The following is a 13,671-nucleotide window of genomic DNA, read 5'->3' on the forward strand; positions in this document are numbered from 1 at the left end:
ACGAGTGAACAATTGTAAACATAGTTATGAAATTTTGTTCATCTATTTTGTGACATTTAAAAGAGCCCTCGCTGTGTGCTGATCGATGATCAATACATTCGCATATTTTCCTCTTAGTGCACCGTGTATAGAAGCCACCTTTCGATGACCGCCAGCGACAAGAATGGATCGTTCTTTTGTCCTTAAATCATCTAGCTCTACGCCAATTGTGCGATTGTTAATGGCTTCACTGCAAATGCGTCCATCTTGATCATAAAAACGCGAGCAAATGTCTCCGACACTGGATTCCTTGAGGAGCGCTTTTTCTTCTTCACGGAAATAACCTAGTCTAAACAAAAGTGCTTCATCTCTTACCGTTCCAACAGTAAACACAGCGATATTCGCCTGCTTGCCCATTTCAATAATTCGCTGAATATGTCTGTCCTGCTCAACCATCTCTTTGACGGCAGCACTATCAAATACTACAGGAAGCGGCAAATAACGCGGTGCTGTTTGAAAGGCCTCAGCAAACAGCTGGATGGTTTCCGCCGAATATGTATTCACATGAGAGTGGCTGATTCCGCCCTTGAGCTGGACAACCTCTACACCTTTTACCTGTTTAGGTTGCATCTTTTGTGCAATTTGATACATAGTCGTTCCCCAGCTCACGCCAACGATATCACCGTCTTTCACCGTCTCTTGCAAGTAATCTGCACCAAATCGGCTCAAATAATCGGTGATGGTTGGATAGTCGTCCTTTGGCGAAAACACCACATGAGCTTCGAGCAGGTCATATTTTTCCTTGAGCAATGAAGAAAGCTCATTTAAATCCTCAAACGGATCCATCACCGTAATCTGGACGTACCCCTTCTCTTTCGCATATTGAAGCAGCCGAGATACAGTTGGTCTCGACAGGTCGAGCTGTTTGGCAATTTCCTGCTGGCTGTAATCAGACATATAGTAAAGCCTTGCCGCTTCAATACTCAGCTGTTGTTTCTCTCGATCCATTCATACGCCCCCTTTTTCTTCTATCATAACAAATTGTTCACCTCATCATGCACAAATGTTCATTTGAAGAAAATCGTATAAGCGGCATGAAAGGTCTCATTTTTTTCTAATGTTTGAATCCCAAACTTCTCTTTATACTGTCCATTCGTCCCTTCCATATCGGCGATGCCATACCACGGCTCAATACAAACAAAAGGAGCCATCGTTCCTTTTTCTTGATCATAAGGCGACCAAATGCCAACGAAAGGAAAGCCTGTGAGATCGACCTCAACTCCGTGACCTGCACCTGAAGTCAATGACACTCGATTGATATGGCTAAAGATCATCGCATCAAGCTGAAAAAGCTCCGGTCGAAGCTGGATCGACTCAAGCTCAATACCTTTTTCTTTCTCTCTGACAAGTGAATTCCGCAGTTCATATTGCACAGGGAGATGATCAGTGGAAGGTGTCAATGTGAGTGAATAATCTGCTGTTTGCTCGCCTTCAACAAGAGGAACACGAAATGCTGGGTGCCCTCCAATGGAGAAATACATCGTATCCTCTCCGTCATGATCAATTTCCCAGGAAATCTTCAGTCCATTTTCCAATAGTTCATAACGAATTCGCGCTGTAAATTCATACGGGTATTGCTTCACATGCCGGCCTCTTGATTCATATTGAAAGGTCACCGTATGCTTCGTTTCTTCATATAAATCAAAATTGACATCACGTAAAAAACCATGCTGCGTGAGCTCAAAGGTTTGATCGTCAATCTTGTATTGGTCATTCATTAATCGCCCAACAATCGGAAATAAGACAGGCGACACCCTGCCCCAATAAGCTGGATCACCAGACCACATATAGTGACGCCCGCTTTCCTTGTCAAGCACCTCCCTGACTTCCGCTCCTTTTTCATGAATCTGAACCAATAACTGATCATTTTCAATCGTTTTCATTCAATACATCCCCTTTCCTTCTTCTTTTATTATGACAGGGATTTTGGTTTTGAGTATAAAAGAGTTAGTTAGAATAAAAAAGACTTCTCCCTTCTAGGGAAAAGCCGTTTAAATTACTTATTCATCATCTTCTTCTATAGTCCATCTAAGACCTTTGATTTGTTTTAAACTCTCAATTTCTTCTTCGTTTTCAGGAAAAATATAGCTCTCCTCTTCATGTGAGCTTGAAACCATCCACTCTTTCCCATTTTTGAAGAATGATAAATCCTCCAGTAAATTAGGGTGAACCCACCCGTATAGAGAGTTCGAAAGTTCTTTCAAAAGATTTTTTGTGTGTTCATTGGCATAATAATAATAAACATATGCTGTTTGACCATCTCCTAGAATCGTGGTAGCCCATTCAGACTCTTCCTTCATTTCTTTAAGAGATGGTGAAAGTTTATCTAGAATTTCACGATAATCAGCAAAATCAGCAAAATCTTTTCTAAAAACTAATTGGAACTCATCACATACTTCACAACATAAATCGATGAGCGCATTGTATTCCTTCTTTCTTGGTTCACGATTAAGAACAATCATCGAAAACCTCCTCTATCTCAATTTCTTATCTAGGGGCGCCAAAAAAAGCATGTGCTCCTGTTCTTTCATATTTACCTTTTAATTTATAAACTGGATGATAGTGATAATGTTTATTTTTTCCTTTTTTGTCAATTTCTGCACCTATTACTTTTCCAATCGGACTGGCTGCTTTAGCAATAGATTGTGCATTGCTTTTGGAAGTAGACCATGTATCTTTTTTCTGAGCTAATCTTTTTACAGCGTTTGCACGACTTACGCCTTTTCCAATAAATAAATGAGGTTTATCTTTGTCTCGATAAGCAATAAAGTGATTATGTTTATTGTCTTTCCTTTTTATAAATTCAGAATAAGCAATATAGGTAACACCTACTACTGTTACTGCAAGTCCCAAAGCTAATAAATGTTCTAATAGAACTGCCCCAATAGCAATACCAATAGGGATAACAAATGCAAAAGATGCTTGAATATCTTCAGAATTCACTTCATATTTTTTATCATCTTTTGTATCTTTAAATGTAACATCTAAATTATCATTTAAAAGTGTCTGCAAGTCAACTTCATAATCCTTTGAAACCTTTTCACCTTCACTACCAATTTCTTCAGTTTGATAACTGATTTCTGTTGTTTTTTTATTTAGAGTTAGAATACCAGTTACTCCGTCTTGCTCCTGTGAAATTACATATTTTTCATTACTATCTTCTAAAACATGAAAATCTTTTGTGGTAACAGCCTCTGTTTTATTTGGAAATTGGAAAAACAAAGTTATAACCAGCGATAGACATATAACAATTGAGATTAACTTACTTATTTTATTCATCCTAAACTAAACCTCCGAGTTTCTTGTTCTAAAAAACAATTTTATTCAAATAATCATCAATACCATTTTTTCAAAACTTTATATATTTGTTGGTTTAAACGTTCTTCAGAATTAATATTAAAACGTTCCCGGTACTGTAAAATTAAGCTTACTACACCTGTAATATGGGCACTCGCTAAAGAGGTACCACTTTCAATCGCATAGTTGTTATGAGGCTTTAGAACTGGTATATCCACACCAGGGGCAGCAAAATTGTAATTTCCTTTAGATGAAAATTCAGCTACCTTCTTATGCTTATCCACAGCGGTTACAGAAAAAACATTCTCATAAGCAGCTGGGTAATCCATTTTCCTTCCATACTTATTACCAACAGCAGCTACTATAATTATGTTTTTTTGTATTGCTTTGTCTATAATTTTCTTAACAGATGGATCATCTTTCATTAATCCAAAACTAGCATTGATAACATCAATTTTATTATCAATACACCATTGAACAGCTTTAACAAAATTTTTTATTGAACCCTTGCCTTTTGAATCTAGAATTTTAACAGGATATAACTCTACATTCTGCGTTATACCCACAAGTCCAATTTCATTATCATTAGCTGTGATTATTCCAGCTACAGCAGTACCGTGCCCTAAACTGTCCTCTTGTTCTCCTCCTGTACCAATTGTGTTAAGTCCTTTTTTAACTTTACCTACCAAATCAGGGTGAGTCCCATCTATCCCACTATCAATTATTGCTATTCGTACACTTTCTCCTCCTCTATTATTTTCCACATATTTTTTTGTTAGCTTTATGCTCCATGGAATCTGTTGATGAATATTATTAGTGAAGTTTAAATTTTTTGAGTGCAATTCAAAACACTTAAAATAAATTAAAAGAACTATTAATATTATCAAAAATCTTTTTATCAAACTATTGATTCAACACCACTCCTTTTTTCATATATTATTCTATATTATGGTTTTGAGTCAATATAAAACCAAAAATGTTATATATTAATATATGGTGGTTTACAATAAAAATTTATTGAATAAATTCAAACTAAATATTATGCGTTGACGTCTATTATATATACAATATATGAGTAACCTTTATTAAATAAAGGTTCTTTTACAATTGATGGGGGATTCATTTTCATGAACAGCAAGGAAAATCGTTTTCGTTATATTTTAGGATTAGATGGACTAAGAGCCGTTGCTGTATTGGCAGTTATTGCTTATCACTTACATATCAGACCCGCAAGCGGCGGGTTTCTTGGCGTTGATTTATTTTTTGTCATTTCTGGTTACTTGATTACAACGATCTTGTTACATAAGCAGGATTTAGGCTATCAAGAGCTTTTGCCATTTTGGATGGGACGGATTAGGAGGCTTCTTCCAGCCGCTTACATCATGATTTTTATAACCGTCAGCTGGTGCGCGATTGCTGGATCAAACGCATTATTGTCCATTCGTGGCGATGCCATATCGTCCTTTTTTTATGTCAGTAACTGGTGGTACATTTTTCACCAGCTTTCATATTTTGATAGCTTCAATGCCCTATCTCCACTGAAAAATTTGTGGTCTCTGGCAATAGAAGAGCAATTTTATATCATTTGGCCGGTACTGTTGATTGCAGGGCTGAAATGGGTAAAAAACAGATCCCATCTGCCTATGATCACCTTTGGACTTGCACTTGTCTCTGCCTTATGGATGGCGATTCTTTATTCACCAGATACTGATCCAAGCAGGGTTTATTATGGAACAGATACTCGTGCATTTGCGCTCCTGATTGGATGCACCCTGGCATTTGTGTGGCCTATGCAAAGACTGTCCAGCAAAAAATTACTTCCTGTTGGCAGACGTATTTTACATATTGCCGGGTTCGGTTCGTTTGCGATTTTCCTTCTTTGTGTTTATGCAGTGGACGATTTCGATGCCTTTCTCTATCAGGGCGGCATGCTTTTATTCTGTCTGAATGCGGCCATCTTAATTGCGTGCGTTTGCCACCCTGCAAGTCTTATAGGAAAATGGCTGTCGTTTCAGCCGCTCGTCTGGCTTGGTAAACGGTCTTATGGTATTTACCTGTGGCATTATCCCATTATCGTACTGACCACACCGGTCATTGAAATTGGACAGCCTTCCATAGCGCGTGTCACATTGCAGCTCATCGCCATTTTACTAGTTGCTGAGGCTTCCTATCGCTTCATCGAACAGCCGATCCGCCAGCATGGCTTCAGACAATATTTTTCCTCTTGGTCTATTTGGAAAAAAGGAATCAAACAGTGGTCTACATCTAATAAGGTGTTCCTTGGGATCACCGCAGCTCTTTTGATCTTATTTATCATTGGCATGTCTAACTCGTCCACTTCCTCCCCACATGTGAAGGAAGTGACGCAAATTAAGACAGCACCGAAAAAAACAGCCGAACCACCGGAATCAAAAGTGAAGAATAAGAAAGAAAAGCACGAGAAAAAAGCAGCTGATCAAAAACAATTTCACCAAGTTCTTGCCATTGGTGATTCTGTCATGTTAGACATTGCGCCGAATCTCGAAAAAGCATATAAACAAATTACCATCGATGGGAAAGTTGGCAGACAAATGAACGAAGCCGTCAGCATTGCCCCTCAATACAAATCATTTAATCAATCTGATGCTGCTGTTATCATTGAACTTGGTACAAATGGTTATTTTACTGAGGACACGCTGAAAGCATTCATTCAAAACTTTTCTAAGGCACATATTTTCCTAGTGAATACGAGGGTTCCAAGGTCATGGGAAAATGATGTGAATGCGGTCATTCAGCGAGTGGCCGATCAAGATCAAAATGTTACCTTGGTCGATTGGCATTCAGCCGCTACTGGACAGCCATCCTATTTTCAGTCCGATGGTGTCCACCTTTCAAAAAAAGGTTCTGACACACTGACACAGCTCATCACAGCAAGCATTAAGAAAAAAGGGGATGTGTCGACTTCATCATAAAAAGACTAGCAGAATGCTAGTCTTTTTTTATGCTGTCAAAAGGCTGGCCCTTATCGCTAATGTCTGCTCTTCCTTTGCTTTTTGATCCACCAAAGCAAAATGCCCGTTCTCATATGCTAGTGAAAATAATTGTTCAATATGAAAAATTCCTGACTGAAACCGCCTGTTCAATAAATGCAGGGCCGCAGCACAGGCGACTTGAGCTGTTGCTTGAGACTCGTCGTGTCCTTTTATACCAAGCGCTGCATGATGAACCTTTTTCCCATCCGTCCCTGCCGCTTCCACTTTGACTGCATATTGATCTGTTCCCACTTGAGAAGATTGAATCATTGAAATGGCTCTGTCCTTCATCTTCGGCAGTGTAAGGAACGATGTCAGCCCAAGGCTCCTTGTGAGAGCCAATGCACCCGTCGCGAGACGTGAATCAAAACAAAGCCTTGTCGTCACAGATGGCACATGAAGTGTGGAAGGCAATGTCTGTTGATCAGAGAAGGGGAATCGATAGGCATACCGCTTTCCAAGCTGTTCACCAAAGTTGACCTGTCTGCCTCCAGTAAAGCTTTTCACTCTTTTCCGCTGATCATGCTCAGTAAGTTCATAATCAGTATGGACATGATCAATCGTCCATTCAATCGCGGCTTTTCCATGCTGATCCCCCAACCCAAGCATAATCCCAATATCTATTTGATCCACTGATGAAAGCATAGAAGCCGCTTTCGCAGCTAATAAATTTGTAAGACCGGGCGCGAGACCTACACTGAGCAAAGCCGTTGCACTGATTTGCTGCTGATCCAGCTGTGCCATTTGCTCCATATACGCCCCCTTTGCAGAAATATCGATATAATCAATGCCTGCCCGCAGAACGGTTTCAGCAAATGACGTGTCATCTTGATCGAGACACATGATCACCAGCTTTGTTTCATCCATCCAGTCAGAATGTAATGGCTGACTAACATCTAGTTTGTAAGGACTGACTCTTCTTTTTGTCTTCTGTGAAAATTGTTCGGCCTTCTCATAGCTCCTGCCCGCCGCAACAATTTGCCCTGGATACACTTCACTTAACTGAAGACATATTTGCTGTCCGACATGTCCATAGCCGCCAATTACCATCACCTGTGATCTCATCTCTCATCCGCCTCTCTACGACCTCGCTTGCAAACAAGCCCTTTGATCATTCCTGCCTGAAAATAAGGTCTGATGTCTCGAAACCCCGCCTCAATTAAATGTCCTCTCATTTCCTCCTCAGGCACAGGATATGTGGCACGTCCCAGCCTGTCATGAAAGGACGAAAACACTTCTTTTCCTAGACCTTGCCGCTTCATGAAAAGAGACATCATATGAAGCTCTTGCTGAAATGCGCTGGAATTCATCTCTCCTTGTATAAATGCGAGTACAAACGGGGCCCCTGGTTGAAGCCTTTGTGCAATCTCCTGTAAAAATGGCAGCCGATTTTCTACAAAATGAATTACGAGCAGGCTCACTGCGGCATCGTAAACAGCTTCAGCAGACACCTTGTTTAATGCGGTCTCATACCATGTGACACGCGCCTCCATATGGAGCTGTGAAACCCGCTGTTTCGCCATATCCAGCATAGATGCAGAGGGATCGACTCCTGTGATGAGCCAGTCTTCTTTTCTCTGAAGCATGTTGATGATCTCTTCGCCCCCACCCGCTCCGACAGTTAGAATACGAGAGGCCGCTCCCTTTATTTCAGTTTCTAATACATCTACTGTTAACTCATGCAAAAGGTGATAGCCGGGTACTTTATGTGAAATCGTTGCTGCGTATAATTCAGCAACAGGATCGTGCCAATGCTGGTGTCCCTTCATATGATTCTCCTCCAGTTCCTTTCCGCTTTCCATCGTTTCCTGTACACTATCGATATGACATCTTTATTGTAAAAAGAGGCACCAGAAAAAACGATCCCTAAAAGTGGGGGTTTTTGAGGAGGAGATCATGTGGTCAATCCAGCCACTCATTTTCAGCAGCTAAGGCAGCACATTCGGGACGAGCTTGCTGCTGTCCTTGATTTTGATGCCGCCTGTATCACAACCATCGATCCAGCCACTCTCCTCTCGACAGGTTCCTACACTGATGAACCGATTGAAGAAATTCATGACCAGCTCTTTCAAAATGAATTTTTAAAAAAGGACGTGCATCAGCATGAGTTTCTAGCCAAAGGCCCTATTCATGCTGCGAGTCTCGTCCAAAGCGGAGAATATCTGAGCAGCGAGCGCTATCTGCATATTTTGATACCTAACGGTTGGTCTGATGAATTGCGGGCAGCCCTTGTGATTCAAGGAGAATGCTGGGGTATCGCCAGCCTTTATCGTCAACAGGGCAAGGAATCTTTTCAGAAGCGAGATATACAAGCAGTCATCGATCTAACACCGTCACTTGCAGCCAAGCTGAGAGATGAGCTTTTCAAAAAAAGGGACACTGAAGATGATGATGCGGCGGAGCAGCAAGGATTTCTCATTCTTTCAACTCATTACAAGCTTCTTTATGGAAATGAGACAGGGCTCCATTGGCTTCGTACATTTCAAGCCTTTGAGCAAATCCATGACCAAGCCGTCATGCCCCGCCCGTTCAGAGCATTAGGCGCTAAACTTTTATACGGCGGCACCGATCAAACAGCAGCAAGCATCACAAGAATGCCTACGGGGGTCTTTCTTTCCCTTCAAGCCTTTCGATTGGCGCAGGCTGACAGGCAGGAGGAGGCTGTCATGATTCACATCAAACGAGCCCAAACAAATGATATTCTTCCTTATGCAGCGAAAACGTACAAGCTGACAGAAAGAGAGATGAACGTCCTCGACTGCTTATTAAAGGGCCAGTCGACAAAGGAAATTGCGAGTACGTTATATATTTCACCCCATACCGTTCATGATCATGTGAAAGCGATGCTGCAAAAGACGAATTTAAACAGCAGACGTATGCTTGTTTACTTTTTCTCCAATATATAAAAAAGCGGCTGCCGCACTGGCAGACCGCTCTTTTCTTATTTTCCTAAAACCAGCTCATGCAGGACATGTGCTACTCCGGCTTCATTATTAGATTTTGTTACAACATCAGCTACGGCTTTGACATCATCAATGGCATTTCCCATAGCGACGCCGCAGCCCGCAAACTCTAGCATTGAGACGTCGTTCCCGTTATCCCCAATAGCCATGACTTCTTCACGAGGAATTCCCAGCTCCTTCGCTAGAAGCTTCACGGCATTTCCCTTACTCACATCAGGATGCAGGATTTCAAGGAAGAAATCTGTACTTTTCACCATCATATACTTTTCCTTCACTTCAGATGGAATGGCTTGTATCGTTTTTTCCAAACGTTCTGGCTGATCAATATACATCATTTTTGGAAGTCTCATCGATGAATCTGCCTCTTCAACAGGCATATATTTCAGCGGCAGTTTTGTTAAGTAGGATTCAAGCACTGTGTATTCACTAATATCACGATTCGGTGTGTATAAATTGGCTGAATCGAAATAATGCATCGGCGTGTCCAGCTGACGGCTCAATTCATATAACGAAGTTAAGTCATCATAGGATAATGTCAGCTCTGACACCACTTCATTTGTATGGCTGTTTTGAACAAGCGCTCCATTATAGGCGATCACATAATCTCCCTCTTGATCAAGCTGAAGATCAGCTAAATAGCGATTTACCCCGCCAATTGGCCGGCCTGTACATAAAACAATTTTAATTCCTTCTGCCTTAGCCTGTTGAATGGCTTCAAACACTTCATCCGGCACCATATGTTGATCATTTAATAACGTACCATCCATATCAATTGCGACTAATTTATACATTCACTGGTCCCCTTTTCTCAGCAAAAACGTGCTGTCACTATTTTGAGCCACCATTACGATGATGACAGGTTATTTCATTACTATTTACCTATTTTAGCCTATCGTTTTTTCTTCACGCTGTCTACTTGTTCTTATCTGTAACAAATATCACATGAGTCTACTCTATTATAACGCATTCTAATCATCGTGCTCGTGCTGATCACCCATTTGAAACAAGTAAAACAGAACAATTGTCCACCACTATAGAATGTTTTGAAACGAGTAAATCTAATTGTATGATGAATAACAAAGAAAGGAGGTGCAGGGAATGATTACGTTTACGAGAGGTAAATTGTCAAAAATGTCTGGTGTACATATTGAAACCATTCGTTTTTACGAAAATGAGGGAGTGCTCCCAGAGCCAAAGAGAGCACATAACGGCTATCGTCTATATGATAAAAAATATGTACTCATGCTATCATTTATCACCGAAGCGAGAAAGCTAGATTTCTCCCTTAAAGAAATTCGTGAAATTATCAAGTCACTTTTTGAAAAACAGTCAAAAACAGAAGCTGAACAGCTGCTCGAGCAAAAAGTCGAAGATATCCAGCACTCTATTCAAGAGTTAAAAAAAAGGAAGGCTGCCATTCAATTGTTAACAAAGCAAACATTAGCAAACATCAGCTGATTGTAAGGGCTGCCAAAGGTGTGCCGGTGTTGATCACTGGCACACTTCGCTCATGTATCTCAGTACACGTTCAATGAAAACATCGGTTATACTAGAGTCAGCTTAAACGAGTGGAAGGGGTTTTGAGAATGAACATCGCAACCATCGGAACAGGTATCATTGTGGAAGGCTTCCTGCAAGCGATTGAACAGCTCGACGGTGCTTCTTGTCACGCTGTCTATTCAAGAAAGGAAGCAACGGCAAAGAAGTTCGCAGACAAATTTGGGGTGCAGACAACTTATACGGATCTAACTGCTATGCTAGAAGATCCTCACGTAGAAGCCGTTTACATCGCATCACCGAATCGTTTACATAGCGAGCATGCAACGAAAGCATTGAAACACGGAAAACATGTGATATGCGAAAAGCCTTTCACCTCTAATGTAAAAGAGCTGGAAGCCTTAATCGCTCTCGCAAAGGAAAAGCAGCTTCTCCTATTTGAAGCCATTACGACCGTTCATATGCCAAACTATCATTTGATCAAAAAGCACCTTCATCAATTAGGTAAAATCAAACTGGTTCAATGCAACTATAGTCAATATTCAAGCAAATATAATCAGCTGCTAGCCGGCGAAACGCCAAATGTCTTTAACCCTGAGTTCTCTGGAGGAGCGCTGATGGATATTAATATCTATAATGTCCATTTCATCATGAACCTCTTTGGATCACCAGAGCAAGTCCGATATCAGGCAAACCGCCATCCAAACGGTATTGACACATCTGGTGTTTTGACGTTCACTTACAATGATTTTATTGCGACAAGTGTCGGCAGTAAGGATACAAGCAGCATGAACTTTGCATTGATTCAAGGAGAAAAAGGCTTCATTCATGTGAAAAATGGGGCGAATGGGTGCGAGGAAGTGCTGCTGCATGTTGATGACAGGGTCATCTCACTCAATGCACAAACGAATCCAAATCGGCTGTTTTATGAAGCAGAAGCTTTCCAGCAGATCATTGAAACAAAAAATCATGAACAGTGCTATGCATGGCTTGATGAAAGTCTCTCCGTGATGAAAGTTCTTGATGCCGCAAGAAAAGATGCAGGTATTGTTTTCCCAGCAGATCAATTTTAATGAAAAAACCGCCTTCTATGAGAGGGCGGTTTTTGACGATTAAATACTCTTTGAATACGCCACAAGACGCTGAGACATGTGATTCACTTCATCGACTGAAGCATTCACCTGCTCTGTTAAAGCAGCCTGAGTTTGCGTAAGAGCTGTCATATTCGAGATATTTTCAAGAATTTCATCAATTTGTGTTTTCATTTCCGTTAAACTAGATTCGATATTTTCCGTTGCATTGGCACTATGTAGCGCCAGCTTCCGTACTTCATCTGCAACAACAGAGAATCCGCGGCCCTGTTCACCAGCTCTAGCTGCTTCAATTGCAGCATTTAGACCAAGCAGGTTCGTTTGGTTCGCCACTTCTTTGATTAAGTCAGAAATATTTTTCGTCTCATCAGCACTATTTTTTGCTAGATTTGCGGCAGACGTTGACTGCTCTTGAGCAACAGCAAGCTCCTGTGCTTGATTTGTCACAGAGCTAATGCCCGATACCATCTCACTAATAGAACTTGAAAGCTGTTCTACTTGTGAAGCCATTTCATTCGCTGTTTTCTCTTTGTTTTTTTCTAACGTGATATCACGAATGGTTCCTGCCACACGAAGAGGCACACCTTTTTCATCACGAATGGTTTCACCACCGGCATGATACCAGCGGTACTCCCCATTTTTGCGCTGCAATCTGTAATCAATATCAAACGGTGTACGTCCAGAGTGATCATTTAAATGATCTGCAAAAGCTTGGAGAGCCATTTCTTGATCCTCAGGATGCAGACGATCGCTCCAGCTGCTCAGTACATTCGGGAAATCTTTTTCGTCTGTAAAGCCAAGCGTTTTTCTGAACTGCGGAGACCACCAGAATTCGTTATTTGGATTGACTGGATCGCCTGCCTCTACCACCATGTCCCAAGGAGCTTCGACAAGCGCACGGTTGATTAAGTCATATCTTGTGACAAATGCTTGCAGCTCTTCTTCTTTCAATTTCTGATCATGAATATCAAAAAGAGCTCCCGCCACACGAAGAGGGACACCATTTCGATCACGAACGGTCGTTCCAGTTGCTTTGAACCAGCGATAATCTCCGTTTTTTAACTTTAAGCGATATTCGATATCATACGGCGTACGCCCTGAATGATCCAATAAATGCGAAGAAAATGCATCTAATGTATATTCTTGTTCATCCGGATGTATTCGAGATGCCCAGCTGTCTAATAGATTGGGGAAATCTTGCTCATTTTGAAAGCCGAGCATTTTGCGGAATTCATCCGTCCATGTGAATTCATTTTTTGGATTGACTGGATCTCCAGCGATGACGACCATATCCCATAAGCCAACTTGAATGGCTTTTGTCACTAATTCCACCCGCATTTGAATATTTTCATGTGCTTCCTGCATCTTTTGCAAAGCTTCATTGATTTGTGCCACTGCTTCAATCGTTTGGCTAGAAGAAAATGCAGCAGTATCTAATCTTGCTGAAAGGTCTCCTTTTTCGATTCTTTCTATTAATTGGCTGCTTTCACTCAGAAGGATTTCAGCCGATGAATCATTTGCTTTTCTCTTAAACATCTTTCATAACTCCTTTCAACTCTAACGTTCTTGAAATATTTTACAGTTATAAACAATTCTTTATTAGGACTTTAGTAATACAAATGATATATCGACAAAAACTGAAAATTGTTTATGTCATAAATAAGGCAAATGTTCATTTATTTGAAGTTTCGTTTTTAGAATATGGATGAAATAAGGGAATTATGGATATAAATAAATGTTTTGATAGAATCAACCTCTATTTTTGTCTGAAAA

The 13,671-nt window shown here is 40.8% G+C and carries 13 protein-coding genes; 4 read left to right on the forward strand and 9 right to left on the reverse strand.

Annotated features, from left to right (window positions below; genetic code table 11):
- Positions 1-42: 42 nt before the first annotated feature.
- From MHI23_RS18285 to MHI23_RS18305, 5 genes are all read right to left on the reverse strand, one after another.
- The gene (locus tag MHI23_RS18285) at positions 43-987 is read right to left on the reverse strand and encodes a sugar-binding transcriptional regulator (RefSeq protein ID WP_056765350.1); all 945 of its coding nucleotides are present in this window, start codon (positions 985-987) and stop codon (positions 43-45) included.
- Positions 988-1,046: 59 nt separating this feature from the next.
- Positions 1,047-1,922 carry an aldose 1-epimerase family protein gene (locus MHI23_RS18290; protein WP_056765349.1) on the reverse strand — a complete coding sequence of 292 codons (876 nt, stop codon included), beginning with the start codon at positions 1,920-1,922 and terminating at the stop codon, positions 1,047-1,049.
- A 117-nt stretch (positions 1,923-2,039) separates the two neighbouring features.
- Positions 2,040-2,501, reverse strand: coding sequence for a hypothetical protein (locus tag MHI23_RS18295; RefSeq protein WP_056765343.1), 462 nt, complete (start codon positions 2,499-2,501; stop codon positions 2,040-2,042).
- 25 nt (positions 2,502-2,526) lie between these two features.
- Positions 2,527-3,318: an SAR2788 family putative toxin gene (locus tag MHI23_RS18300; RefSeq protein WP_140352791.1), complete on the reverse strand. Its 792-nt coding sequence runs from the start codon at positions 3,316-3,318 to the stop codon at positions 2,527-2,529.
- 56 nt (positions 3,319-3,374) lie between these two features.
- Positions 3,375-4,178, reverse strand: a complete 804-nt coding sequence (locus MHI23_RS18305; protein ID WP_162253743.1) for a S8 family peptidase — start codon at positions 4,176-4,178, stop codon at positions 3,375-3,377.
- A 285-nt stretch (positions 4,179-4,463) separates the two neighbouring features.
- Here MHI23_RS18305 and MHI23_RS18310 point away from each other — a divergent pair, with 285 nt between their 5' ends.
- Entirely contained in the window at positions 4,464-6,287 is a 1,824-nt protein-coding gene (locus tag MHI23_RS18310) for an acyltransferase family protein (RefSeq protein ID WP_056765335.1), read from the forward strand.
- Positions 6,288-6,314: 27 nt separating this feature from the next.
- Here the strand turns inward: MHI23_RS18310 and MHI23_RS18315 are convergent, their stop codons facing one another.
- Positions 6,315-7,412 (reverse strand): saccharopine dehydrogenase NADP-binding domain-containing protein, encoded by a 1,098-nt coding sequence (locus MHI23_RS18315; RefSeq protein ID WP_087975966.1) that lies wholly within the window; start codon positions 7,410-7,412, stop codon positions 6,315-6,317.
- Positions 7,409-8,116 carry a class I SAM-dependent methyltransferase gene (locus MHI23_RS18320; RefSeq protein WP_087975965.1) on the reverse strand — a complete coding sequence of 236 codons (708 nt, stop codon included), beginning with the start codon at positions 8,114-8,116 and terminating at the stop codon, positions 7,409-7,411. Before MHI23_RS18320 ends, MHI23_RS18315 begins: the two co-directional genes overlap by 4 nt.
- Before the next feature lie 129 nt (positions 8,117-8,245).
- Between MHI23_RS18320 and MHI23_RS18325 the strand changes: the two genes are divergently transcribed.
- Positions 8,246-9,253 carry a helix-turn-helix transcriptional regulator gene (locus tag MHI23_RS18325; protein WP_326349775.1) on the forward strand — a complete coding sequence of 336 codons (1,008 nt, stop codon included), beginning with the start codon at positions 8,246-8,248 and terminating at the stop codon, positions 9,251-9,253.
- A gap of 35 nt (positions 9,254-9,288) precedes the next feature.
- Here MHI23_RS18325 and yidA read toward each other — a convergent pair whose 3' ends face one another.
- Positions 9,289-10,101 carry a sugar-phosphatase gene (yidA, locus tag MHI23_RS18330; RefSeq protein ID WP_024423947.1) on the reverse strand — a complete coding sequence of 271 codons (813 nt, stop codon included), beginning with the start codon at positions 10,099-10,101 and terminating at the stop codon, positions 9,289-9,291.
- A gap of 307 nt (positions 10,102-10,408) precedes the next feature.
- Here yidA and MHI23_RS18335 point away from each other — a divergent pair, with 307 nt between their 5' ends.
- Positions 10,409-10,768: a MerR family transcriptional regulator gene (locus tag MHI23_RS18335; RefSeq protein ID WP_039182663.1), complete on the forward strand. Its 360-nt coding sequence runs from the start codon at positions 10,409-10,411 to the stop codon at positions 10,766-10,768.
- 128 nt (positions 10,769-10,896) lie between these two features.
- On the forward strand, positions 10,897-11,880 hold the full coding sequence (locus MHI23_RS18340) for a Gfo/Idh/MocA family oxidoreductase (RefSeq protein WP_342492152.1): 984 nt from the start codon (positions 10,897-10,899) through the stop codon (positions 11,878-11,880).
- A 39-nt stretch (positions 11,881-11,919) separates the two neighbouring features.
- Here MHI23_RS18340 and MHI23_RS18345 read toward each other — a convergent pair whose 3' ends face one another.
- Complete coding sequence (locus MHI23_RS18345; RefSeq protein WP_041108465.1) at positions 11,920-13,434, reverse strand: PAS domain-containing protein; 1,515 nt, start codon at positions 13,432-13,434, stop codon at positions 11,920-11,922.
- Positions 13,435-13,671 lie beyond the last annotated feature (237 nt).

The sequence above is a fragment of the Bacillus sp. FSL M7-0003 genome, from assembly GCF_038628485.1.
GTDB classification, from domain to species: domain Bacteria; phylum Bacillota; class Bacilli; order Bacillales; family Bacillaceae; genus Bacillus; species Bacillus safensis.